Source organism: Xanthomonas graminis pv. graminis (assembly GCF_030168915.1).
Taxonomy (GTDB): Bacteria; Pseudomonadota; Gammaproteobacteria; order Xanthomonadales; family Xanthomonadaceae; genus Xanthomonas_A; species Xanthomonas_A translucens.
In genome coordinates this window covers 3,669,540-3,694,464 of the sequence record NZ_CP076255.1, presented here as the reverse complement: position 1 = coordinate 3,694,464, position 24,925 = coordinate 3,669,540, and the positions used below count along the sequence as shown (strand labels likewise).

The 24,925-nt window shown below is 68.5% G+C and carries 17 protein-coding genes and 2 pseudogenes; 16 read left to right on the top strand and 3 right to left on the bottom strand.

From position 1 onward, the window contains the following. Nucleotides 1-18: 18 nt before the first annotated feature. Complete coding sequence (locus tag KHF85_RS16060; protein ID WP_284567427.1) at nucleotides 19-1,320, top strand: hypothetical protein; 1,302 nt, start codon at nucleotides 19-21, stop codon at nucleotides 1,318-1,320. A 69-nt stretch (nucleotides 1,321-1,389) separates the two neighbouring features. After that, the gene (gnd, locus tag KHF85_RS16055; RefSeq protein WP_284567426.1) at nucleotides 1,390-2,331 is read left to right on the top strand and encodes a phosphogluconate dehydrogenase (NAD(+)-dependent, decarboxylating); all 942 of its coding nucleotides are present in this window, start codon (nucleotides 1,390-1,392) and stop codon (nucleotides 2,329-2,331) included. A 13-nt stretch (nucleotides 2,332-2,344) separates the two neighbouring features. Here the strand turns inward: gnd and KHF85_RS16050 are convergent, their stop codons facing one another. After that, the gene (locus KHF85_RS16050) at nucleotides 2,345-3,388 is read right to left on the bottom strand and encodes an oxidoreductase (RefSeq protein WP_284567425.1); all 1,044 of its coding nucleotides are present in this window, start codon (nucleotides 3,386-3,388) and stop codon (nucleotides 2,345-2,347) included. A 150-nt stretch (nucleotides 3,389-3,538) separates the two neighbouring features. Between KHF85_RS16050 and KHF85_RS16045 the strand changes: the two genes are divergently transcribed. The 5 genes and pseudogenes from KHF85_RS16045 (at nucleotide 3,539) to KHF85_RS16025 (ending at nucleotide 8,479) form a co-directional block, all read left to right on the top strand. Next, nucleotides 3,539-3,931 carry a BON domain-containing protein gene (locus KHF85_RS16045; protein WP_284569578.1) on the top strand — a complete coding sequence of 131 codons (393 nt, stop codon included), beginning with the start codon at nucleotides 3,539-3,541 and terminating at the stop codon, nucleotides 3,929-3,931. Between the two features lie 335 nt (nucleotides 3,932-4,266). Further along, the gene (locus KHF85_RS16040) at nucleotides 4,267-4,512 is read left to right on the top strand and encodes a hypothetical protein (RefSeq protein WP_284567424.1); all 246 of its coding nucleotides are present in this window, start codon (nucleotides 4,267-4,269) and stop codon (nucleotides 4,510-4,512) included. 198 nt (nucleotides 4,513-4,710) lie between these two features. Further along, nucleotides 4,711-6,521 (top strand): annotated as a pseudogene (locus KHF85_RS16035) (sensor histidine kinase). Beyond that, nucleotides 6,518-6,958 carry a response regulator gene (locus KHF85_RS16030; protein ID WP_003465455.1) on the top strand — a complete coding sequence of 147 codons (441 nt, stop codon included), beginning with the start codon at nucleotides 6,518-6,520 and terminating at the stop codon, nucleotides 6,956-6,958. Before KHF85_RS16035 ends, KHF85_RS16030 begins: the two are co-directional and overlap by 4 nt. Nucleotides 6,959-6,964: 6 nt before the next feature. Continuing rightward, entirely contained in the window at nucleotides 6,965-8,479 is a 1,515-nt protein-coding gene (locus tag KHF85_RS16025) for an ATP-binding response regulator (protein ID WP_064538637.1), read from the top strand. A gap of 142 nt (nucleotides 8,480-8,621) precedes the next feature. On the opposite strand, the gene KHF85_RS16020 is transcribed toward KHF85_RS16025, so the two are convergent. Beyond that, nucleotides 8,622-9,461 (bottom strand): 20S proteasome subunit A/B, encoded by an 840-nt coding sequence (locus tag KHF85_RS16020; protein ID WP_284567423.1) that lies wholly within the window; start codon nucleotides 9,459-9,461, stop codon nucleotides 8,622-8,624. A gap of 95 nt (nucleotides 9,462-9,556) precedes the next feature. Between KHF85_RS16020 and folK the strand changes: the two genes are divergently transcribed. Continuing rightward, nucleotides 9,557-10,099: a 2-amino-4-hydroxy-6-hydroxymethyldihydropteridine diphosphokinase gene (folK, locus tag KHF85_RS16015; protein WP_284567422.1), complete on the top strand. Its 543-nt coding sequence runs from the start codon at nucleotides 9,557-9,559 to the stop codon at nucleotides 10,097-10,099. 126 nt (nucleotides 10,100-10,225) lie between these two features. On the opposite strand, the gene KHF85_RS16010 is transcribed toward folK, so the two are convergent. Continuing rightward, the gene (locus tag KHF85_RS16010) at nucleotides 10,226-10,960 is read right to left on the bottom strand and encodes a pteridine reductase (RefSeq protein WP_284567421.1); all 735 of its coding nucleotides are present in this window, start codon (nucleotides 10,958-10,960) and stop codon (nucleotides 10,226-10,228) included. Between the two features lie 54 nt (nucleotides 10,961-11,014). Between KHF85_RS16010 and KHF85_RS16005 the strand changes: the two genes are divergently transcribed. From KHF85_RS16005 to KHF85_RS15970, 8 genes and pseudogenes are all read left to right on the top strand, one after another. Continuing rightward, complete coding sequence (locus KHF85_RS16005; RefSeq protein ID WP_284567420.1) at nucleotides 11,015-12,199, top strand: class I SAM-dependent methyltransferase; 1,185 nt, start codon at nucleotides 11,015-11,017, stop codon at nucleotides 12,197-12,199. Further along, nucleotides 12,199-12,600 (top strand): VanZ family protein, encoded by a 402-nt coding sequence (locus KHF85_RS16000; RefSeq protein WP_284567419.1) that lies wholly within the window; start codon nucleotides 12,199-12,201, stop codon nucleotides 12,598-12,600. Before KHF85_RS16005 ends, KHF85_RS16000 begins: the two co-directional genes overlap by 1 nt. Nucleotides 12,601-12,912: 312 nt before the next feature. Further along, a pseudogene (locus KHF85_RS15995) lies at nucleotides 12,913-13,515 on the top strand (expansin EXLX1 family cellulose-binding protein); the annotation flags it as partial. Between the two features lie 1,364 nt (nucleotides 13,516-14,879). Continuing rightward, nucleotides 14,880-17,579, top strand: coding sequence for a TonB-dependent receptor (locus KHF85_RS15990; RefSeq protein WP_284567418.1), 2,700 nt, complete (start codon nucleotides 14,880-14,882; stop codon nucleotides 17,577-17,579). A gap of 111 nt (nucleotides 17,580-17,690) precedes the next feature. Then, a complete protein-coding gene (galA, locus tag KHF85_RS15985; RefSeq protein WP_284567417.1) occupies nucleotides 17,691-20,576 on the top strand; it encodes a beta-galactosidase GalA in 2,886 nt (961 codons plus the stop codon). Between the two features lie 106 nt (nucleotides 20,577-20,682). Continuing rightward, nucleotides 20,683-22,935: an alpha-N-acetylglucosaminidase gene (locus KHF85_RS15980; protein ID WP_284569577.1), complete on the top strand. Its 2,253-nt coding sequence runs from the start codon at nucleotides 20,683-20,685 to the stop codon at nucleotides 22,933-22,935. Next, nucleotides 22,932-24,086, top strand: coding sequence for an acyltransferase family protein (locus KHF85_RS15975; protein WP_284567416.1), 1,155 nt, complete (start codon nucleotides 22,932-22,934; stop codon nucleotides 24,084-24,086). The genes KHF85_RS15980 and KHF85_RS15975 overlap by 4 nt, the downstream gene beginning before the upstream one ends. Nucleotides 24,087-24,187: 101 nt before the next feature. Further along, entirely contained in the window at nucleotides 24,188-24,910 is a 723-nt protein-coding gene (locus tag KHF85_RS15970; RefSeq protein ID WP_284569576.1) for a GntR family transcriptional regulator, read from the top strand. The last annotated feature ends 15 nt before the right edge of the window (nucleotides 24,911-24,925 follow it).

Below are 24,925 nucleotides of genomic sequence, written 5' to 3'. Positions count from 1 at the left end.
ATCTGCCATGCTCGCGCCATGACCCTCTCGATCCCGAACCAGCGCGTGCCACGCCGATCCGGTTTCGCCGCGCGCCTGCTGCTGGCGCTGGCACTGGCCAGTGGCGGCGCGTTTGCCGAGGCGCCGGAACCGGCCGACCAGGCCAGCGCCGACTGTCTCGCCGCACTGCTGCGTCAGCTCGGCTGGCGCATCGACAGCACGCCTGCCGCGCAGCCGCGGTTGCTGCCGGGCACGCCCTGCGCACGCAGTTCGCTGGCCGACGCACAGGCGCACGGCGACCTGCAGGCGGCGTTGCCGGCGCAGTGGAGCGAGATCCAACGACGCGAGGCACTGCGCGCGCTGTTGCAGGCGCCGGCCACGCAATGCGGCTATTTCCTGCTGCTCGGCGCGGCCACCCAGCGTGCGGTGACGCATCTGCAAGGCAACCCCGGCTACCGCTTCAGCGCGCTGCAGCTGGGCTGGATCGGATTCGGCGCGGGCGGCGCGCGCCGGCAGGGCAGGCAGCGCTTCCGCAGCTTCGGCCGCGGCTATCGTCCGGCGCAGGGCAATGCGCGCGCGATCGAGGCGTTCTACAGCGGCCAGGTACGCTCGGAGTGCGGCGTCGGCCGGCAGATCGCGCAGCTGGCCACGCAGCGCGAGCTGTACGGCGATGCCGGCTTCGATCGCGCGTTCAGCGCCGGGGAACTGTCGATCGGCACCTTCCTGAGCCTGCACGACACCGACAGCATCCTGCTCGGCGCGCATGCCGGCGCGTTCTTCGCCGACGGCAAGGCGGTCAAGACCGCGCAACGGGGCGGCGCCGCCTTCCTCGGCGCGCCCGGCTTCATCGCCCATGTGTTCGCACGCCGCTACCTGGACGACATCAACAACCAGGCGGAGAACTTCGTGGTGGTGGCGGTCGGCGCCGAGGCGGCGGCGGCGTTGCGCCGGCATGGCGGCTTCGCCTACTACGACGCCAGCAACCGACGCATCTGGGAACTGGCGCAGGCGCTGCGCGGACCAGGCCGCAAGCGCTTCGAGAAACTGTTGTTCGAGCGCGACCCGGCGCTGCGCGCGACGCTGTCGCCGGCGCAACGCAGTGTCCTGGCGCAACTCGATGCGCTGCTCGACGATCCTTTCTACCGCGGCTTCGAGGTGTACGTGCACCCGATGGGCAGCAAGCCGATCGGCTACCACGTCGCGCGCCTGCTGGACCGCAATCCGCGCACCCCGTTCGCGATCGAGCTGACCCTGCACAACCTGCATACCACGCTGTACCGCCGTTGGCGCGACCAGCAATTGCGCGATTGCGCGCAGGCGGCGCAGGCGCGATCGCCTTAGCTGCGCGTCAGCCGCGGCGGGACGCTTCGTGCGACCCTAACCGTCCTCACTTCGAGCTAGGACAGACGCATGGAACTGGGACTTGTAGGCTTGGGCCGGATGGGCGCGAACATGGCCGAGCGGCTGGTGCGTGGCGGCCATCGCGTGGTCGGTTTCGACCTGGGCGAGGCGGCGCGCAGCGCGGCGCAGCAGCGCGGGGTGGAGACGGTGGACGCGATGGCGGCGCTGGTCGCGGCGCTGCCGGCGCCGCGCGCGGTATGGCTGATGGTGCCGGCCGGCAAGATCGTCGACGACACCCTGGCAGTGCTGCTGCCGCTGTTGGGCGAAGGCGACGTGGTCGTGGACGGCGGCAATTCCTACTACAAGGATTCCATGCGCCGCGCTGGCGAACTGGCCGCGCACGGCATTGCCTACGTCGATTGCGGCACCAGCGGCGGCGTGTGGGGCCTGCAGGAAGGGTATAGCCTGATGATCGGCGGCGACGCCGCGGCGGTGAGCCGGCTCGACCCGGTGTTCGCGACCCTGGCGCCGGCAGTCGATGCCGGCTGGGGCCGGGTCGGTCCCAGCGGCGCCGGCCACTTCACCAAGATGGTCCACAACGGCATCGAATACGGAATGATGCAGGCCTATGCCGAAGGCTTCGCGCTGATGGCGCGCAAGCAGGAGTTCGAGCTGGATCTGCACCAGGTCGCCGAGGTCTGGCGCCAGGGCAGCGTGGTGCGCTCGTGGCTGCTGGACCTGTGCTCCGATGCGTTGGGCAGCAATCCCAGCCTGGCCGGCATCGCGCCGTACGTGGAGGATTCCGGCGAAGGCCGCTGGACCGTGGCCGAAGCGATCGACCTCAACGTGCCCGCGCCGGTGATCACCTTGTCGCTGCTGGAGCGGTTGCGCTCGCGCGACGACGATTCGTTCACCGACAAGCTGTTGTCGGCGATGCGCAATCAGTTCGGCGGGCATGCGATCAAGCACGAGACCCCGGCCGTGCCGCCGTCCGGGAGCGCGGCCGTATAAGCGGCGCGGCGGTTCAGTCCAGCGCCAGCGTGCGGCCTTCGGCGGCGCTGCGCTGACCCAGTTCCAGCAAGCGCATCACCGTCAGCGCCTGCGCCGCATCCACCGGCGCGGGCGCGCGGGCGGCCATCGCCTCGCGAAAGCCGGCATAGCAGTGCCGATAGTCGCCGCGCTGCGTGGGCAACGCCTGCGTGGCGGCACTGCCGTCGGCGCCGACCAGGGTCAATTCGCCGGCAAGCGGATCCTCGCCCCACTGCGGCGCGGCCGGGGTGAGGCCGGCGCGCAACTGCGCCTCCTGCGTGTCCAGCCCCTGCTTGATGTAGCTGCCGCGTTCGCCATGCACGGCGAAGCGCAGCCCGTTCGCCGCGACCAGCGAGCCGGCATGCAGCACCGCACGCAGCCGCGGATAGCGCAGCACCGCATGGAAGTAATCGGTCGCCTGCGCGCCATCGCGCTGCTGCGCCAGATCGACCTGGATCGCCTCGGGCGGGCCGAACAACTGCAAGGCCTGGTCGAGCAGGTGCGGCCCCAGGTCGAACCACAGTCCGGAGCCGGGCAGCGCATGCTCGCGCCAGCGGTCGCCGACCTGCGGGCGGTGGCGATCGAAGTGCGAGTGGAATTCGGCGATCGCGCCCAGCCGGTTCGCGTCGAGCAGCGCGCGCAGGGTCAGGAAGTCGCCGTCCCAGCGCCGGTTCTGGAACACGCTGACGATGCGCCCGGCACGCTGCGCCTGCGCCAGCACCTGCTGCGCCTCCTCCACGTCCAGGGTGAACGGCTTGTCCACCAGCACGTGCTTGCCCTGCGCCAGCGCCGCCAGCGCCAGCGGCGCATGGGTCTGGTTCGGTGTGGCCACCACCACCGCATCGACTTGCGCATCGGCGAAGGCCTGCTGCGGGTCGGCGACGATGCGCGCCTGCGAATAGGCCGCGGCGGCTTCGTCGTGGCGGCTGGACACGATGGTGTGCAGGCGCAGGCCCGGCGTGTGCGCGATCAGCGGCGCATGGAACACGCGGCCGACGAAACCGTAGCCGAGCAGGGCGAGATTGAAGGGCTGGGGCATGGCATCGGAACCGCTGCGAATGGAAGGCCAGTATCCCGGCAACCCCCGTCACCCGGCGTGCACGCCTTTCACGCTGCCGCGATTTGTCGGTCACGTCGTTTGTACGCCGCCGCGCGGACACTCTGCCACACACCTTCAAGGGAGGATGACATCATGAACAAGATCACGTCACGCACGTTGCTCGGCAGCGCACTCGCCTTCGGTCTGACCCTGGCCGCCGGCCAGGCGCTCGCCGTCGATCCGCCGACCACCGCCGACAAGGACCATGCCGGCATGGCCCATAGCGACGGCATGAAGCACGAATCCAAGGAGCCGGTCACCGACACCTGGATCACCACCAAGGTGAAGGCCGATCTGCTTGCGACCAAGGATGTCTCCGGTACCGACATCAAGGTCGAGACGCTCAATGGTACGGTCAAGCTGTCCGGTGCGGTCGAGAACAAGACGCAGCGCGACAAGGCCGTATCGATCGCGAAGATGATCGACGGAGTCAAGAAGGTCGATTCGACTGGCCTGAAAGTGGCTGGCGCGGCCAAGCACTGAGCCACGCCGATCGGTGACGGCGGCGGGGCGCGCGACGAGGCGCGCCCCGCCGCTGCAGCTACGACGCACTCTTCGGAGTGCGTTTTTTTTGGGCGACACACTCGCATGCCGGGCGCATCACGCAGCGTAGCGCCGCGCTTCGCATTGCATTGCATTGACGCATGTTCAGCCATCATCAAGCTACGTTGGCTACCAGGCGAATTGCCATGTTGGATGCTTACTCTCCCGCCGCGTCCAGCCACGCGGCCACGCCAGCCGCGTCGCTCGACGCGGCCGATACCACGACGCTCTCCTCGACAAGCGCACCGCCGCGACCGTCCTGCTTGCCACTGGCGATGCGCCAGCTCGAATCCAGGCTGGGCATGCTGCTGGCCACGTTCCACGACGATGCCGGTTTCTGGGCGGCTTTCGCCACGCTGATGCAGCGCCTGGACGAAGACCTGGACCCCGCCGAGCGTGCGCGCTTGCGCAGCCATGCCGATTTCCTGCTGGTCCGCGCCGGGATGTCGTCGTGGACGCTGATCGCTGCGACGCAGGGCGCGGCCGTCCGCGCGCGGCAGCTGCGCCCGCACCGCGCCTGATCGCATCGCATCGGCAGTACTGGCCACGGGCGGCGCACAGTCGCCCGTTTCTTTGTTCCCGAGCATTAGGATAGAGTCGTAATCACGGTGCGCGCTGGGGAGTTGCGCAAAGCCTGAATGGTTCATCGTGCGCTCGCGGGGATCGGCGACAATGCCGCCCCGGGGTCGCTGCCGTCTTCAATCTTCCAAGAACCAGGTATGCAGATCACCGCCAAACATGACGCCTGGGACCGCTGGCGCTTGCCGCTGCTGGCGCTGGCTGTCGTGTTGATCGTGATCCTGCCGTCGTTACTGTTGCGGCAGATGAGCGACAGCACCTTGCGTGCGGCCGACTGGGTCAGCCATAGCCAGGAGGTCACCGCGACGCTGAGCAATCTGGAAGCGAACATGCGCGACATGGAATCGGCGGCGATGGCGATGTCGCACGACGTCGACTCGCCGATCCTGCGCGCCCGTTTCAACGAGTCGCGCGCCGCCATGGACCCGGGCATCGCGCGCCTGGTCGCGCTGACCCGCGACAACGCCGACCAGCAGGTGCGCATCGGTCGCCTGCAGAGCACCCTGGAACGCCGTGGCCTGCTGGCCGCGCGTATCGCCGAGAACCGCGACCCGGAACGGATCCGTGCCTTGATCCTGGAGATGACCGCGGACAATCCGATCCGTGGCCTGGTCGCCGACCTGCAGAAGCGCGAGGACGCGCTGCTGGCCGAGCGCACCGCCGATGCCGACCAGCGGAGGATGCTGACCTCGGCGATCAGTTGGGTGTCGCTGGCGGTGCAGTTGCTGCTGCTGGGCCTGGTGATCTGGCTGCTGCAACGGCAGATCGGCCGGCGCCTGGACGCGGAACGGCACATGTTGCGCGCCAATGCCCGTGCCGCCGCGGTGCTGCAGACGGTGCGCGAGCCGATCGTGCTACTCGACAGCGAGCAGCGCATGCTGATGCACAACGCCGCGTTCGACGAACTGTACGGGCTGGACCCGGAGCGTCCGACGCAGAGGCTGGCCGAGGTCGGTGACGGCGTGTGGCAGGACGGCATCATCGTCCAGCGCCTGGCCGACGTGCTGCTGCGCGGGCGCGAGCTGTGGGATTTCGAGCACGAACAGCTCGGCGCCGATGGCGTCGCCCGCACCATGCTGCTGAACGCGCGGCGCATGCCGCTGCCGGACAGCGAGGACCAAGTGGTGCTGATGACGGTCAGCGCATCAGCCTGCAGAAGGCCTCGCAGCAGCGTATCCAGATGCTCAACCGGCAGCTCGAGGGCAAGGTGGAGCAGGTCTCGGAGGTCAATCGCGAGCTGGAGGCCTTCAGCTATTCGGTCTCGCACGACCTGCGCGCGCCGCTGCGCCATGTCGCCGGCTTCGCCGACAAGCTGGCCCGCCACCTCGGCGACGCCGCCGACGAGAAGAGCCGTCACTATCTGGAAGTGATCGGCACCTCGGCGCGGCGCATGGCCTCGCTGATCGACGACCTGCTGGTCTATTCGCGGCTGGGCCGCAGCGCGCTGCGCCTGCAGGCGGTGGACATGCAGTCGCTGGTGGCGGAGACGCGCTCGGTGCTGGACGCCAACTACCAGTCCGATCATGCCGGCAGCGGCCACCGCATCGAGTGGAGCGTCGCGCCGCTGCCGATCCTGGTCGCCGACGAGAACATGATGCGTCAGCTGTGGTTGAACCTGCTCGGCAATGCGGTCAAGTACAGCGCCAGGCGCGAGGTCGCGGTAATCGAGGTCGGCTATCAGCTGCAAGCGGACGGCAGCCACCACTTCAGCGTGCGCGACAACGGCGCCGGTTTCGACATGGCCTATGCCGCTAAGCTGTTCGGTGTGTTCCAGCGTCTGCACAAGGCCAGCGAGTACACCGGGACCGGCATCGGCCTGGCCAGCGTGCGCCGCGTGCTGACCCGCCACGGCGGCCATATCTGGGCCGATGCGGCGCCGGAGCAGGGCGCGACCTTCCATTTCGTGTTACCCCCCGCGCCCGAAGCGCCTACCAACGAGTTGACCGCATGACCGCCATCCGCACCATCCTGCTTGCCGAAGACAGTCCCGCCGATGCCGAGATGGCGGTCGACGCGCTGCGCGATGCGCGCCTGGCCAATCCCATCGTGCATGTCGAAGACGGCGTGGAGGCGATGGACTACCTGCTGCGCCGCGGCGCCTACGCCGACCGCGAGGAAGGCCTGCCGGCGGTGCTGCTGCTGGACATCAAGATGCCGCGCATGGACGGGTTGGAAGTGCTGAAGCTGGTGCGCACCGACGAATCGCTCAAGCGCCTGCCGGTGGTGATCCTGTCGTCCTCGCGCGAGGAAAGCGACCTGGCGCGCAGCTGGGATCTGGGCGTCAATGCCTACGTGGTCAAGCCGGTGGACGTGGACCAGTTCTTCACTGCGGTGAAGACGCTGGGCACGTTCTGGGCGTTGATCAACCAGGCGCCGGACAAAGAGTAAGCGCGTATGCCCACCACCGGCACCAATCTAGGGCCGCTGCGGATCCTGATGGTCGAGGATTCGCCGGAGGACGCCGAGCTGCTGTCCGACCAGCTGCTGGATGCCGGATTGGAGGCGACCTTTCGCCGCGTGGAAGGCGAGTCCGCGCTGCGCGCGGCGCTGCGCGAGTTCGCCCCGGACATCGTGTTGTCGGACCTGAGCATGCCGGAGTTCTCCGGCCACCAGGCGCTGCGCGTGCTGCGCGAGCACAGCAGCTCGGTGCCCTTCATCTTCGTCTCCGGCACGATCGGCGAGGAGACCGCGGTGGAGGCGCTGCGCGACGGCGCCAACGATTACATCATCAAGCACAACCCGACCCGGCTGCCGTCGGCGGTGGTGCGTGCGATCCGCGAGGCGCGCACCGAGCGCGAGCGGCAGCGGGTCGAGGGCGAACTGATGCGCGCGCAGCGGCTGGAGAGCCTGGCGCTGCTCGCCGCCGGTCTCAGCCACGACCTGCGCAACATCCTGCAGCCGCTGCTGATCGTGCCGGAGCTGATGATCGGACGCAGCGACGACCCGCAGCTGCGGCACCTGGCCGAGGTCATCGCCGAGTGCGGCCGGCGCGGCCACGAGATGGCCGAATCGATGCTGTCGTTCGTGCGCGGTTCGCGCACGCCCAGCGAGCGGGTGTCCCTCGCCGGCCTGTTCCAGGCGGTGCAGATGCTGCTCAAGAGCAGCCTGCCGGAGCGGGTCAGCCTGCAGGTGGAGGTGGCCGATGCCGCGCTGTCGATCGAGGCCAACTACACCGAGCTGCAGCAGTGCCTGCTCAACCTCGGCCTGAACGCGATCCAGGCGATGCCCGGCGGCGGCGCGCTGAGCATTTCGGCGGCGACGGCGCTCGGCGCCGACGGCAGCGAGCAGGTGCGGATCCTGGTCCGCGACACCGGCGTGGGCATGGACGCGGCCACGCAGGCGCAGCTGTTCAGCCCGTTCTTCACCACCAAGCCCGATGGCACCGGCCTGGGCCTGATCTCGTGCAAGCGCATCGTCGAGAGTTACGGCGGCAGCATCGGCGTGGACAGCACCCCGGGCGTGGGCACCTGCTTCGAACTGCTGATTCCGCTGCGCGGCCACGCGCCCACGGCCGAGCCGGAGCCGGCGATCCCGATGGGCAAGGGCCAGCGCGTGTTGCTGGTCGACGGCGAGGCCACGCGCCTGTCGCTGCTCGGCAATGCCTTGTCCAGCCAGGGCTACCGCCCGCAGCTGGCCTCCGACGGCGCCGCGGCGCTGCGCGACGTGCGCGAACACGGCATGCCGGATCTGCTGATCGTGGACAGCGACATCATCCTGCTGTCGGCGGTGAGCCTGTTGCTGGCCTTGCAGGACCTGGACTACCGCGGCCCGGCGATCGTGCTCGAGGATGCCGGCACGGCGATGCAGCGCGACCACTTCCCGCGCGACATCGCCGTGCACGTGCTGCGCAAGCCGCTGGAAATGCAGCGCGTGTTCCGCGCGGTGGCGCATGCGTTGGAGAGTGGTTGAGCCGGGACTGGGGACTGGGGACTCGGGACTCGTAAAAGCGGGACTACGACGACTGCAGGCGTGTCTGAACTAAGGAAGGCAACGCCGTTGTTGCTGTTGCCCTTCCGAGTCCCCAGTCCCGAGTCCCGAGTCCCGGCTTCACTCACTGCTGCGACGACTGGTCTTCCGGGTCGCGTCGGGCCGGCACGCGGCGCGGCGGCAGCGGCGGCAGGTTGCCGCGGTTGTCGGTTTCGCTCTCGCTGGTCATCGCCGGCTCCCACGGGAAGCGCGGCAGCGTGCGCACCGCGTGCTCCAGCTTGCGCGACCAGGTGTCGTGGATTTCCGAGTACAGCGGGGTGTCCGCTTCCAGGCGCAGGCGTTCGGTCACGCGCAGGTCGTTGCGGCGGATCAGGGCTACGTCGATCGGCATGCCGACCGACAGGTTGGAGCGGATGGTGGAGTCCAGCGACACCAGCGCGGTGCGCGCGGCGTCCTCCAGCTGCATCTCCGGGCGGATGATGCGGTCCAGGATCGGCTTGCCGTACTTGGACTCGCCGATCTGCAGGTACGGCGTCTCCGGCGAGGTGGCGATGGCGTTGCCCAGCGGGTAGATCATGTACAGCCCGGGCCGCTCGCCGGCGATCTGCCCGCCCAGGATCAGCGTGGACTGCACGCTGACGCCGCTGTGCTGGGACTGGTCGGACAGCTTGACCTGGCTGGAGACCAGGACCTCGCCGACGTACTCGGCGACCTCGAACAGGTGCTTGAACGAGCGCAGGCTGCGTGGCGCGTCCGGATCGTCCGCATCGCGCTGCAGCTTGGAGATCGCCAGCTGGGTGGTGGCCAGGTTGCCCGCCGACATCAGCGCGAACACCGTCTGCCCCGGATATTCGAACACGTGCAGCTTGCGATGCACGCGGACGTCGTCCAGCGAGGCGTTGGTGCGCGTGTCTGCGGCGAAGACCAGGCCTTCGTCCACTTCGATGCCTACGCAATAAGTCATGTCGCTGCCGGAGTTCAGTGCGTTTCGATTCTATGCGGGGGGGACGGGCTTGGCTACCCGTTGACGGTCGCGGCCGCGGCATGCGCGAATATCGCATGACCATCGTGCTCCTCAGCCTGGGCAGCAATGTGCGCCCGCAACAGCATCTGTCCGCCGCGATAGCTGCGCTGCGCCAGCGTTTCGGCCCGATCGTGGTGTCCCCGACCTACCGCACCGCGGCGGTCGGATTCGACGGCCCGCCGTTCCTGAACAATGCCGTGTCGTTGCACACCGAGTGGGAGCTGGAACTGCTGTGTGCATGGCTGCATGCGCTGGAAGACGCCCATGGGCGCGACCGCAGCGGCCCGCGTTTCAGCAATCGCGCCCTGGACATCGACATGGTCTTCTACGGCGACCACATCGTCGAAGGCCCCGGCCACCTGCGCATCCCGCGCCCGGAACTGCGCCACGCCTTCGTGCTCAAACCGCTGGCCGACATCGCCGCCGATTTCGTCGACCCGCTCAGCGGCCGCAGCCTGGGCGCGCTGTGGCAGGCGCATGCGCAGTTTGGGGAGGCGTTTGAGGTGGTGGCGCTTGGAGAGCCGGGACCAGGGACCGGGGACCGGGGACCGGGGGCATTGTCGCCGGGGACCTGCTAACGCCCCATCGGAGATTCACAAAAAGCACAAGGACTGCCGTGTGTCGCTCCGCTTGCGGCGCGTGCCACGTTCTGTTCCTCGCCGTGTTCTGACCTCCGGGTCCCCGGTCCCCGGTCCCGATAGGCCTCAACTCAATCCCCGCCCCCCATCCACCCGCAGCGTCTGCCCGGTGACGAAACCGGCGTCGTCGAGCAGCCAGCGCACCGCTTCGGCGATTTCCTCGACCTCGCCGATCCGCGCCAGCGGGGTGCGCGCCAGCAAGGCCTGCTGCGCGGCGCTGTCCTTGCCGGCTTCCGGCCACAGGATCGCGCCGGGGGCGATGGCGTTGACCCGCACCTGCGGCGCCAGTTCCAGCGCCAGCGAGCGGGTCAGCATCGCCAGCGCGGCCTTGGCGGCGCTGTACAGCGGGTGCGCGCGCAGCGGCTGTTCGGCGTGCAGGTCGGTGATGTTGACGATCGCGCCGCAGTGTTCGCGCAGTTGCGCGGCCGCGGCCTGGGCCAGGAACAGCGGCGCGCGCGCGTTGACCGCGAACAGATCGTCCCATTGCGCCGGCGTGGCCTCGGCCAGCGGGGTGGGGTAGAAGGTGGAGGCATTGTTGACCAGCGCATCGAGCCGGCCGAAACGCTGCACGCACTGCGTCACCAGCGCCGGCAACTGCGCGGCGTCGCGCAGGTCGGCGTGCAGGGTCAGGGTGCTGCCGGCGCGCGCGGCTTCCAGTTCCTGGGCCAGCGCCTGCAGCTCGGCCTGCGAGGTGCGCGCGTGCAGCGCCACGCGATAGCCGGCCGCGTGCAGGCGCCGCGCGATGCCGGCGCCGATGCGGCGCGCGCTGCCGGTGATCAGGACGACGTTGGTCTCGGTCATGTGTGCATTCCACGCTCGGCTATGCTGTGCATTGTCCACGCAATCCAGCGCCGCATGCCGATCGACTTTCCCACCCCCGACGCCGACGCGCTCGCCCACAGCGACCGCCTGGCCGCGCATCTGCGCGCCGAGATCGCCGCCGGCGGCGGCGCGATTCCGTTCTCGCGCTTCATGGAGCTGGCGCTGTACGCGCCGGGCCTGGGCTACTACAGCGCCGGCAGCAGCAAGTTCGGCGCGGACGGCGACTTCGTCACCGCGCCGGAGCTGGGGCCGCTGTTTGCCGCCACCGTCTCCAACGCGCTGGCCCCGGTGCTGCAGCAGCTCGGGCCGCAGGCGCGGATGCTGGAAGTGGGCGGCGGGAGCGGCGCGTTCGCCGAGGTGATGCTCAAGCGCCTGCTGGCGCTGGACGCGCTGCCCGAGCGTTACGCCATCCTCGAACCCAGCGCCGACCTGCGCGAACGCCAGCGCGAACGCCTGCAACGTGCGCTGATCCCGCCGGTGTTCGACCTGGTGGAGTGGCTGGACCGGCCGTTCGAGGACGACTGGAACGGGGTGCTGTTCGCCAACGAGGTGATCGATGCGCTGCCGACGCCGCGCTTCACCCTGCGCGACGGCGAGGTGTTCGAGGAAACCGTGACCCTGGACGGCGAAGGCCGCTTCCGCCGCGGCGAGCAGCCGGCCGATCCGTTGCTGGCGGCGGCGGTGCGGCATGTCGAACGCGATCTGGAAACGCCGTTCGCCGATGGCTATCGCTCCGAACTGCTGCCGCAGCTGCCGTACTGGATCCAGGCGGTGGCCGGCGGCCTGCGCAGCGGCGCGATGCTGTTCGTCGACTACGGCTATCCGCGCGGCGAGTTCTACCTGCCGCAGCGCGACGACGGCACCCTGCGCGCGTTCTACCGGCATCGCACCCATGCCGATCCCTATCTGTGGCCGGGCCTGCAGGACCTGACCGCATCGGTGGACTTCACCGCGCTGGCCGAGGCCGGCACCGGCGCCGGTTTCGAACTGGGCGGCTACTGCACCCAGGCCAGCTTACTGCTCGGCAACGGCCTGACTGCGCTGCTGGCCGAGGCCGAGGCGCGCAGCGACGAACGCGGCCGCCTGCGCCTGCGCGAGCAGGTGAAGCGCTTGACCCTGCCCAGCGAGATGGGCGAGCGCTTCCAGGTGATGGGCTTCGAGCGCGACGTGTCGCTGGCGCCGGCGTTCCTGGTCGGCGACCTGACCTGGCGGCTGTGATGGCGGCGGTGCGCGCATTCCGCCGGCCCTGGCTGTGGTTGGGGCTGTGGTGGCTGGGTGTGCTGGGGCTGATCTACGTGTGCATGATGCCGTACCCGCCGCAGCTGTCCGACCTGCCGGACACCGACAATGTCGAGCATGTCACCGCCTACCTGCTGCTGGCGGCCGGTGCGGTGCAGGTCTACGCAGGGCCGCGCGCCTGGCGTTGGGCGGCGCTGGGCCTGCTGCTGCTGGGCATCGGCATCGAGTTCGCGCAGGGCGCGTGGACCACCACGCGGTCGGCCGATCCGTTCGACGCGCTGGCCGATGCGCTGGGCGTGGCGGCGGGGATGGCCACCGCGCTCACCCCGCTGCGCGATCTGCTGTGGCGGTTGGAGAGCGGCGCGCGGCGGCGCCGCTGACCGTCGGCGCGCGGCGTGCGGGCATGGCGCTGCGGTCCCGCGTTTCCGCCAAGGGGCCGATTCTTCGTGATGATGCAAGGTGCCGGCCTGATGTCCGGCATATGCTGGGTAGCACATGCAGTAGCGGGTTTGTGTGCACCGCGCTGCCTGCGGTGCAGGCCTCTGTCCCCTGCACCAGTGGAAGGCCCCCCTTCGTCCTGGAGAATCCATGTGCATAGACCCAGCATCTCACGAAACCTCCCCCTGCTCGCCGGGCTGTGCCTGGTCGTCATCGCCGCGCCCGCCGCCGCCGCATGGAACGGCATCTGCAAGGGCACTGCGACCTACACCGGTTCGGGCTATTCCGGCGGTGCCGCGCTGCTGGACCCGATTCCGCCCAAGATGATGATCGCCGCGCTGAACCCCAAGCAGATGAACTACGGCGGCGTTTCCGCCGCGCTGGCCGGCGCCTTCCTGCAGGTGCAAGGGCCGCGCGGCACTGCCACGGTCTACGTCACCGATCTGTATCCAGAGGGGCGCAATTGCGGCCTGGACCTGTCGCCCAACGCCTTCGCTGCGATCGGCGAGGTGAGCGCCGGGCATATTCCGATCAGCTGGAAGGTGGTCGCGGCGCCGATCAGTGGCAACGTGGTGTACCGGATCAAGGAAGGCAGTTCGCAGTCTTGGGCGGCCATCCAGGTGCGCAATCACCTGTATCCGGTGGTCAAGTTCGAGTACAAGAAGAACGGCGAGTGGGTCAGTCTGCCGAAGATGCCCTACAACCATTTCGTCGGCGAGAAGATGGGCGCGCAATTGCTGGAGATCCGCCTCACCGACATCCGCGGCCAGGTCGTGACCGATACGCTGAAGGCCTTGCCCAGCCAGGGCGACAAGGGCGTGTACTTCGTCGAGGGTCACGTGCAGTTCGCCAAGTGAGCCGTGCTGCGACGGCGCGTCATCGCCTTGCGCTGTGCTGCGCGAGGGGCTTTGGCGCGGACAGCGCTCGGCATCGGCAAGCGCCCCATGCTGTCGGTCGCGGCTGAAGTTGCTCCTACAGTGCAACCGGCGAGTCGGTAGCAAGCTTCCTGTAGGAGCGGCTTCAGCCGCGACGAACGAAGCCATCCAGCTATCCGACCTCGGAGACAGTCGGGACTGAAGTCCCTCCCACAGTGCACCCGGCCGGCTCGTCGCAAGTCTCCTGTGGGAGCGACTTCAGTCGCGACGCGCGGAGCCGTCCAGTTGCCGGGCTTCAGAAGCGATCGTGACAGATGGACCAAGCAAAGGCCTGGAATCGCAGCAGCTTTAGCAACCTGTCGCGGCTGAAGCCGCTCCTACAGAAAGCGTGGTTCCTGCTGCAGCCGAGTGCCGGATCGGGCTCAGAACTTTGAGTGCAGCGTGGTTGCCATGTAGCGGCGGCCTTCTGGTAGCGCCCGGCAGGGATGGTGCTTGTCGCCGGGGTATTGGAAGCATTACTCGTCGAGCAAGTTCTGCGCGTCCATCTGCAGCGATCATTGCTCGCTGACCGCATAGCCGATACCGGCCCCCGGTCGATGCTGACGCCGGGATCTGCGCGAACGCTGCACATCCTGCGTTTGCGCCGCGCATGCGCAGCCCCAGCCGCGTGCGCATCGATTCCTGTGAGGTTATGACAACGATGTCAAGTCCTGGCCGGGAAATTCGTCTGGTGCTGGTCCAGCCATGCGCACTGCATGTCGATACCGGGAGGCGGCCGCCAACGCGCTCAGGAATTTATATAGATCAAAGGGTTATGAGGATCGTCGCGGCGCGGGCGGCGCGGCGCAAATGAGAACGCGGCGCAATCATGTCGTGGTGCAGAAAATTGGTCTCATTCGTAGAATTGGTGCCCCATAGGTATCGTGACAACGATGCGTGAAAGTGGCCGTACAGAAAATATTTTATATTTTCAAGTAACTGATTATAAAAATATTTTTCGGACTCAGGGGCGAGTCAAGGCGCCATTTTTGCGATTGCGCGCATTGCAGCGTTGACACAATCTTTCTAAGACCATAAGAATCGATGCGCCTGGAATTGGTCTTTGCCAATTCGGGGTCGATCAGTCCAGCAGCAGCATGCAATCGCCCGCTCCGGGGTAGGGACGGGGACGCGCCTTCCGCGACACAAGGCGCAGCAACAGACAGCACGCTTCATCGACTCCGTGCCCGCACGGATGGCATCGTCCTGCGCGTCGCGTCGGGCGCAATGGAGGGTGTTGCCTGCCGATCGCTGCCACTGGGCGTCAGACGTCGTCGTGCCGATCAGCCATCAACCAGGATAGCCCAATGCCACAAGTCGCCCGCTCCCGTCCGCACTGCTGTTCCCTGTCCGTCCTCGCCACCGCCATCGCGCTCGGTCTGCTCAGTGCCGGCGCGCAGGCGCAGCAAGCGCCGGCATCCGACGGGATCTCCCAGCTCGATACCGTGACCGTCACCAGTTCCTACCAGAAGAGCCTGATCACCGCGCTGGACAACAAGCGCGAAGACGCGCGCATGACCGACGGCATCTCCTCCGAGGACATCGGCAAGTTCCCGGCCGAGAACATCGCCGAGGCGATCCAGCGCATTCCCGGCGTGCAGATTTCCACCATCAACGGCCGCGGTTCAACCATCAGCATCCGCGGCCTGGGCCCGCAGTATTCGGCCACCACGATCAACGGCCAGACCATCAAGAGCGCCGATTTCACCGACGGTTTCCGCTACGACATCATCCAGCCGGAAGTGGCCGCGGCGATCGAGGTGATCAAGTCGCCGTCGGCGGACATGGACGCCGGCGGGCTGTCGGGCACGGTCAACATCAAGACCACCAAGCCGCTGGACTACAAGGAACGCAAGCTGATCCTGTCGGCCAAGGAGCAGTACTCCGAATTCGCCGGCGGCGCGCCGACGCCGAAGGCGGTGCTCACCTACATCGACCAGTTCCACCTCGCCGACGGTGGCGAACTGGGCGTGTTCGTCAACGCCGGCTACCAGAAGCTCAAGGACCGCGCCGACTACCTGTGGATCGACCGCTGGTTCACCCAGGACACCGACGACGGCACCTTGTACATCCCGCGACGCCCGCGCTACCGCTCGATCGAGCGCGAGACCGACCGCAAGATGCTCACCGCCGGCTTGCAGTGGAAGCCCAACGACCGGCTGGAGATGAACCTGACGGCGCTGTACTCGCAGGACAAGACCGACAACGACATGAACCAGTTGGTCTATTCCTTCGAGCGCAACTCGCAGAGCGTGCTGGAAACCGACGGCCTGACCGCGACCAAAGTGTCGGCGTCCAACTACTGGCTGGAGAACAACCGCCAGCTCGAGCGCCACGATCTCACCTCGCAACTGCTGACCTGGGACGCGAAGTGGAAGGGCGATGCGTGGACCTTCAGCGGCGTGGCCAACTACACCGAAGGCAAGACCGACGAGGACGAGCGCGCGGTGATCCTCGGCCGCAAGCCGACCGCGACGCTGTTCGACATGTCCAACCCCGGCGCGATCTCGCTGACCACCGATGCCGACGCCGACGACGCCAGCGCCTGGAACCAGGCCAATCTGGTGCGCGACGAATATCCCAACGGTGCGATCACCAAGCTCAGCAACAAGGAATGGTCGCTGCAGTTCGATGCCGAGCGCTATGTCGGCGCCGGCTTCCTGGACTCGGTGAAGTTCGGCACCAAGTTCCGCCGCGAGACCTTCGACCGCAACGTCTGGCGCCGCGACTTCCTGTACCTGATCAACTCCGGCGCGGTGTCCGGTTATGTGATGTTCCCGGAACTGTCGGCGGCCAGCTCCAGCGTCAGCAACTTCCTCGACGGCCACCTGGCCTCGCAGAGCGATTGGGTGGCGCCGGACGTGTACGCCTACGCCGACGCGCTGGCCGCCTCCGGCATCACCGTGCCGGTGCTGTTCGCGCCGCAGGCCAGCTACCACATCCGCAACGACATCTTCTCCAGTTATGCGCTGGCCAAGATCGACACCGAACTGGGCAGCATGCGCCTGCGCGGCAATGTCGGGGTGCGCTACGAGAACACCAAGCGCACCACCGACACCTACCTGACCACCGCCTCGCAATACAGCGAGGACGCCAACGAGGTGGTCGGCACTGCGCGTGCGCCGTACGAGTACCACAACTGGTTGCCGAGCCTGAACCTGGTGCTGGACATGCGCGAAGACCTGCTGCTGCGTTTCGCCGCGGGCAAGGTGCTGGTGCGGCCGATCCTGGACAGCAACACCGCCATCGCCAGCACCATCTCCTCGGGCACCAACACCGGCGGCACCACCACCTACGACGTGTCGCTGGGCCAGACCGACCTGAAGGCGCTGACCGCCAACCAGGCCGACCTGGGCCTGGAGTGGTACTACGGCCAAGGCGGCGGCCTGACCCTGGCCGGCTTCTGGAAACAGGTCAAGAACGGCACCTTCAACAGCATCGTCTGCCCGACCACGTTCAACGGTGCGGCGCTGTCCGGCAACAGCTCCGGCGACTGCGTGGACGGCAACGGCAACATCTACGAGATCACCGCCACCCAGAACGATCCGAGCAAGGTCAAGATCAAGGGCTACGAGCTGGGCTGGACCCAATCGTTCGATGCGTGGCTGCCGATCCAGGGCTTCGGCCTGACCGCCAACTTCACCCGGGTGCTCCCGCAGCGCGACACCGACTTCCAGATCCGCAACCTGTCGGAGAAGACCTGGAACGCCACCGGCTACTGGGAGAATGCGATGTTCTCCGCACGCCTGTCGCTGAATCACCGCAGCGAGTACGAGCAGGACAGCAGCGACAGCTTCTTCGCCCGCGAAGGCCATACCATGAAGGCGCGCACCCAGCTCGACGCGGTGCTCGGCTACCAGGCCACCGACAAGCTCAGCTTCCAGCTCGGCGCACTCAACCTGACCGACAAGAAGGAAGAGGCGTACAAGGACATCAGCAGCCGCTGGCAGATGACCGGCGTCACCGGCCGCAGCTTCTACGTGTCGATGCAGTGGGACATCCTGTGACGCCGCTGCGGTCGCTTGCAGGATAGACCGCAGCCTGCCCGGCGCCGCGCTGGCGCCGGGCAGGACGACGTGGCCCATCCCGATCGCATTCACAGGTTTCAGGGCAAGCGCATGCAACGACGAGAATTCCTGGCAGGCGGCGCGGGTGCCGGCCTGCTGCTGGCGGCGCCGCGGTTGAGCTGGGCGGGCAGCGCGGCGCAGGCCGGCATGGCCGCTGGCACGACCGGCACCGCCGCCGCGGCAGTGCCGACGTTGACGCTGGCAGTGGATCCCGGCCTGTTGTGCCTGGACGAAGGCTGGCGCTTCCATGAAGGCGACATTCCGTTCCCGCCGATCAGCGGCCAGGACGCCAGCTACGACAATGCCAAGGCCGGCAAGGCCTGGGGCGCGGCCGCCGGCGATTTCGACGACAGCCAATGGCGGCAACTGCGGTTGCCGCACGATTTCGCCATCGAGCAGCCGATCGAGGCCAGCGCCAATGTGGCGCAGGGCTATCGCCGTCGCGGCATCGCCTGGTACCGGCGCAGCCTGCGGCTGGACGAGGCGCAGCGCGGCAAGGCGCTGGAGCTGCGCTTCGACGGCATCTCCACCCGCGCCACGGTGTGGGTCAACGGCTTGCTGATGGCGCGCAGCTGGAGCGGCTACGACGGGTTCGCCATCGACCTGAGCGCGATCGCGCGCTACGGCCAGGACCTCAACAGCATCGCGGTGCGCGTGGATGCCGAGGCGATGGACGGCTGGTGGTACGAGGGCGCCGGGATCTATCGGCACACCTGGCTGGCGGTGCGCGATGCGCTGCATATCGTCGGCGACGGCGTGCATGCGGTGCCGCGGATCGGCAGCGACGCACAGTGGACGCTACCGGTCGCGGTCACGCTCGCCAATACCGGCGAGCAGGTTGACGTGGCGGCGCTGGAGGTGGCGCTGTACGACGCGCACGGCACGTTAGTGGCGCAGGGCAGCACCGCGGTGCAGGTCGGCGCGCTGGCACAGGCGCTGGCGCAGGTCGAACTGCAGGTGCGGCAGCCGCAGCGCTGGGACGTGGCGGCGCCGCATCTGTACCGGGTGGTGACGGTGCTGCGCAGCGCTGGCCGCGAGCGCGACCGCCGCGAGTGCGCGATCGGCTTTCGCACGCTGCGCTTCGATGCGCAGTACGGCTTCTTCCTCAACGAGCGGCCGCTCAAGATCAAGGGCGCCTGCCTGCACCAGGACCATGCCGGGGTTGGCGTGGCGGTGCCCGACAGCCTGCTGGAGTTCCGCATCCGCCGACTCAAGGCGCTGGGCTGCAATGCGATCCGCCTGCACCACGCGGTGGCCAGCGAACTGCTCGATGTCTGCGATCGCCTGGGCATGCTGGTGATGGCCGAGAACCGCGTGTTCAATCCCGCGCCCGACTACGCCGCGCAACTGCGCTGGCTGGTGCGCCGCGACCGCAACCATGCCTGCGTGTTCCTGTGGTCGGTGTTCAACGAGGAGCCGATGCAGGGCACCGTCGCCGGCTACGAAATGGTGCGTCGCGCGGTGGCGCTGGTGCGCGAGCTGGACGACAGCCGGCCGGTGACCGCGGCGATGAACGACGGCATGCTGACCCAGCGCAACGCCGCCGACGCGGTGGACGTGGTCGGCTTCAACTACCGCCAGTTCAACTACGACCGGGTGCGCGCGGCGATGCCGCACAAGCCGCTGCTGTCCAGCGAGGACACCAGCGCGTTCCAGACCCGTGGCGCCTGGTTCACCGACATGGCCGCGCACGTCATCGCCGAGGACGACTCGGTCGCCGCGCCGTGGGGCAACACCCATCGCAGGTCCTGGAAACTGATCGACGAGCGCCCGTATCTGGCCGGCGGTTTCGTCTGGACAGGTTTCGACTACCGCGGCGAGCCGACCCCGTTCGAATGGCCGTCGCTGTCCTCGTTCTTCGGCATCATGGATCTGTGCGGTTTTCCGAAGGGCGCGTATTGGTTGCGCCAGGCGCAGTGGATCGACGATGCGCCGGTGCTGCAGCTGCTGCCGCACTGGAACTGGCCGGGCCGCGAGGGCACGCCAATCAAGGTGATGGCGTTCTGCAACGCGCAGCAGGTGGAGCTGTGGCTCAACTGGCAGTCGCAGGGGCGGCAGGCGGTGGACCGGATCGAGATGAACGCCTGGCAGGTGACGTACGCGCCGGGCGTGCTGGAGGCGGTGGCCTATCGCGACGGCCGCGAAGTGGCGCGGCAGCGGGTGCAGACGGTCGGCGCGGCGGTCGCGCTGCGGCTGATCCCGGATCGTGCGCGGATGCGCGGCGATGGCCGCGACGCGCAACCGATCACTCTGGAAGCGGTGGATGCGCAGGGCCGCCACGTGCCGTTCGCCGCTGCGCAGATCGCGCTGCAGGTCGACGGCGGGCGCCTGCTCGGCGTCGGCAACGGCGATCCGAATCGGCATGCGGCCGATAACGTGCCGCAGGTGCAGTTGTTCAACGGCCTGGCGCAGGCCGTCGTCGAAGCCGGCACCGGCCAGCGCCGGCTGCGCATCGAGGCGCGCGCGCCGGGCCTGCGGGCTGCGCAGGTCACGATCGGCCTGGATGCGGTGGCCTTACCGCCGTCGCTGCCGCCGGCGCCCGCGGCGATGGTGGTGCCCGGCTGGCGGCGCACGCTGCCGTTCGCCGCGCCGCCGGATCCGGCGCTGCCGCGCGCACCCAACGACAACAACAGCTGGAGCTTCTGCCAGCCGGGCAACCTGGAGACGCGCGCCGAGCGCGATGGCTATGTGCTGTACCGCACCGCGTTCAAGCCGTGGGCCGGGATCCAGCAGCGCGGCGGCGTGCTGCGGCTGGGTCGTGCCACCGGTGCGGCGCAGGTGTATCTGGACCGACGACTGGTCGTGCGCGTGGCCGCGGGGCAGCGGGCGCAACTGCGCCTGCCGCCTGCGGACGGCGAACGGGTGCTGGCGGTGGTGATGCAGGTGACGGCCGGAATGCCTTTCGGCTTCGACGATGTCGCGATAGTGGAGTATTGACCGAATGAAGCGAGTTTTCCGCCATGCCTTCCCGCACGCGCGTGCCTTGCTGCGCTTCGTGTGCGCATTGCCGATCCCCGGGCAGGCCGCGTTGCTGCTGGCCTGCATGCTGCTGGCGCCGGCCGCGGTTGCGGCACCAGCGCAGGACACGCAAGGCGAGGCCGCGCGCGGCGTGCTGCTGCGCACGCTCGGCCCGCGCGCCGCTGCGCTGGCGCTGCAACGGCAGCCGCGCGGCAACGGCAACGACTGGTACCAGGTCGCCGCCGAGGCCGGCACGCTGCGCGTGTCCGCCTCCTCGGAAGTGGCGCTGGCGCACGGCGCGTACAGCTATCTGCAATCGATCGGCGCCGCCTCGGTGAGCTGGGAGGGCAGCCGGGTGGCGCTGCCTGCGGCCTATGCCGATTTCAACGGGCAACGCGTGGTCACCCCGTTCGCCTACCGCGCCTATCTCAACGTATGCACCTATGGCTACACCACGCCGTGGTGGGACTGGGCGCGCTGGGAACGCGAGATCGACTGGATGGCGCTGCACGGCATCGACATGCCGCTGGCGATGGAGGGCCAGGATTACGTGTGGCAGGCGCTGTGGCGCGAGTTCGGGGTGAGCGACGCGGACCTGGCGCAGTATTTCTCCGGCCCGGCGTTTGCGCCGTGGCAGCGCATGGGCAACATCGAAGGTTACGACGCGCCGTTGCCGCAGCAGTGGATCGAGGACAAGCACGCGCTGCAGCAGCGCATCCTGCAGCGCATGCGCGCGCTGGGCATGAAGCCGGTGCTGCCGGCCTTCGCCGGCTACGTGCCGAAGGCGTTCGCGCAGGCGCATCCGCAGGCGCGCATCTACCGCATGCGCGCCTGGGAAGGCTTCCACGAAACCTATTGGCTGGATCCGGCCGACCCGTTGTTCGCCAAGATCGCGCAGCGTTTCATCCAGCTCTACGACCGCACGTACGGCAAGGGCACCTATTACCTGGCCGATGCATTCAACGAGATGCTGCCGCCGATCGCCGCCGACGGCAGCGACGCGCGCCTGGCCAGCTACGGCGACAGCACCGCCAATACCGCCAAGACCACGCCGCCCGAAGTGTCGCCGGCGCAGCGCGACAAGCGCCTTGCCGATTACGGCCGCGCATTGTATGAATCGATCCATCGCGCCAACCCCGATGCGGTGTGGGTGATGCAGGGCTGGCTGTTCGGCGCCGACCGCCATTTCTGGACGCCGCAGGCGATCGCCGCGTTCCTGCGCGAGGTGCCCAACGACAAGCTGCTGGTGCTGGACATCGGCAACGATCGCTATCCGGGCACCTGGAAACTGTCCGACGCGTTCGACGGCAAGCAGTGGATCTACGGCTACGTGCACAACTACGGCGGCAGCAATCCGGTGTACGGCGACCTGGCGTTCTACCGCGACGACCTGCGCGCGCTGCTCGCGGACAAGGACAAGCAGCAACTGGTCGGCTTCGGCGCGTTCCCCGAAGGCCTGCACACCAACTCGGTGGTCTACGAATACATGTACGCGCTGGCCTGGGGTGGGCAGCAGCGTTCGCTGCAGGACTGGCTCGGCGACTACACCCGCGCCCGCTACGGACATACTTCGCCGGCCTTGCGTGCGGCCTGGGACGATCTGCAGGCGTCGGTGCTGTCCACCCGCTACTGGACGCCACGCTGGTGGCGCAGCCATGCCGGCGCCTACCTGCTGTTCAAGCGGCCGACGCTGGACATTGGCGAATTCGAAGGCGCGCCCGGCGATCCGCCGCGCCTGCGCCGCGCGCTGGATCAGTTGCTGGCGCTGGCGCCGGAGTACGCCGACGCGCCGCTGTACCGCTACGACCTGGTCGACTTCGCCCGCCACTACGCGACCGGCCGCGTGGACGCGCAGTTGCAGCAGGCGGTGGCCGCGTACAAGCGCGGCGACGTCGCCGCCGGCGACGCCGCGTTCGCCCGCGTGCAGGCGGCGGTGCAGCAGCTAGACGGCCTGGTCGGCGGCCAGCAGGAAACCCTGTCGAGCTGGCTCGGCGCTGCCGAAGGCTATGCGAAGACGCCGCAGGACGCGGCCTACTACCGGCGCGACGCCAAGGCGCAGGTCAGCGTGTGGGGCGGCGAGGGCAATCTCGGCGACTACGCGTCCAAGGCCTGGCAGGGCATGTACGTCGACTACTACCTGCCGCGCTGGGCGCTGGCGATGCAGGCGCTGCGGTCGGCGGCGGTCGGCGGCAGCAGCGTGGACGAGGCGGCGTTGCAGCAGCGGCTGCGCGCCTGGGAGCGGGACTGGGTTGCCCGGCAGACGCCCTACACGCGGCATGCACCGACCGATCCAGTCGCCGCGGTACGCACCCTGCTGCAACAGGTGGATGCCCGATGAACGCCGCTTCCGTGAGCATCCCCGCCGCCGCGCCGTCGCGCGAACGTTTCCTGTCGCTGGACGTGTTCCGCGGCCTGACCATCTTCCTGATGATCCTGGTCAACACCCCGGGTGCCGGCGCCGATGCGTTCGTGCAGCTGCGGCACACGCCGTGGTTCGGCTTCACCGCCGCCGACCTGGTGTTCCCGTCGTTCCTGTTCGCGGTCGGCAACGCAATGAGCTTCGCGCTGGACCGCGGCCAGCCGCTCGGCGCGTTCCTGCGCCGGATCGGCAAGCGCAGTGCGCTGATCTTTTTGCTCGGCTTCCTGATGTACTGGTTTCCGTTCGTGCACCAGGGCGCCGACGGCAGCTGGAGCTTCATCGCGATCGACCAGACCCGGGTGCCGGGCGTGCTGCAGCGCATCGCGCTGTGCTACGCGCTGGCCGCGCTGCTGTGCCGCTGGCTGCCGCCGCGCGGGCTGCTGGCCGCCTGCGTCGCGTTGCTGCTCGGCTACTGGGCGGCGCTGTACCTGTGGGGCCAGCCGGGCGCGGAACTGAGCAAGCTCGGCAACGCCGGCACGCGCCTGGACCTGTGGCTGCTGGATCCGGCGCAGCTGTACCGCAAGGACGGCGGCTTCGATCCGGAAGGCCTGCTCGGCACGCTGCCGGCCACGGTCAATGTCATCGCCGGCTACCTGACCGGCCTGTACGTGCGCCGCGTCGGCAAGCAGGCGCGCACGGTGCGCTGGCTGCTGCTGGCCGGCATCGCGCTGACCCTGCTGGCCCTGGCCTGGCAGCCCTGGTTCCCGCTGGCCAAGAAGCTGTGGACCGGTTCGTTCGTGCTGCTGACGGTGGGCCTGGACCTGCTGCTGCTGGGCGCGCTGCTGTGGGCGATCGAGGTGCGCCGGTGGCAGGCGGGCAGCGGCTTCTTCACCGTGCTCGGGCGCAATCCGTTGGCGATCTACCTGTTCTCCGAACTGTTCGTGATCAGCCTGCGGCTGGTCCCGGCCGGCGCCAGTGGAATGGACCTGTACCAATGGTTGGGCATCGCGGTGTTCCAGCGGCTGCTGCCCGGTCCCTGGGGCAGCCTGGCCTGTGCGCTGGCCTACACCCTGCTGTGCTGGGCGATGGGCTGGTGGATGGACCGGCGGCGGCTGTATCTGCGGCTCTGACCCGTGCACCGGCCACGAATTGGTACTATATTGGACATAATGAATCCATGCGGTCTGGAGCCAGCACGATGACCAAGCCCAAGCCGGAGGCCGATCCCAGACTGGCAGGCCTGGCCGTGGACGCGAGCGCGCCGACCCCGCTGTACCTGCAGCTGGCCAGCAAGCTGGTCGAGGCGATCAAGGACGGCCAGTGGAAGCCGGGCGAGGCCTTGCCGGCCGAACGCCAGTTGTGCGAACAGCTGCAGGTGTCGCGGGTGACCCTGCGCCAGGCGGTGGATGCGCTGGTCGAACAGGGCCTGGTCTCGCGCCGGCAGGGCGCCGGCACCTTCATCACCTCGCATATCCAGCATCAGCTCAGTGGTCTGGCCAGCTTCAGCGAGACCCTGCGCATGAAGGGCCTGGAGCCGGGCACGCGCTGGCTGGAACGGCGCGTGCGCCCCGCCCACGGCGAAGAGATCCTGCGCCTGGGCCTGTCGCCGGACACCGTGGTGGCGTCGCTGACCCGCCTGCGCAGCGCCGACGGCCGGGTCATGGCCTACGAGAAGGCGGTGCTGCCGCAGCGCACCGTGCCCGATCCGCTGGCGATCGGCGATTCGCTGTACGCCTACCTCGACGCGCAGGGCACCCCGGTGGTGCGCGCGCTGCAGTACTTTCGCGCGATCAACCTGCCGGCGCGGCTGGCCGGGCACCTGGGCATGAAGGAAGGCGAGGCGATTCTGCACGTGGTGCGGGTCGGCTACACCCGCGACGGCAGCGCGATCGAGCTGACCGACACCTATTGCCACAACGACTACTACGACTTCGTCGCCGAACTGCGACGCTGATCGACCGACCCACGC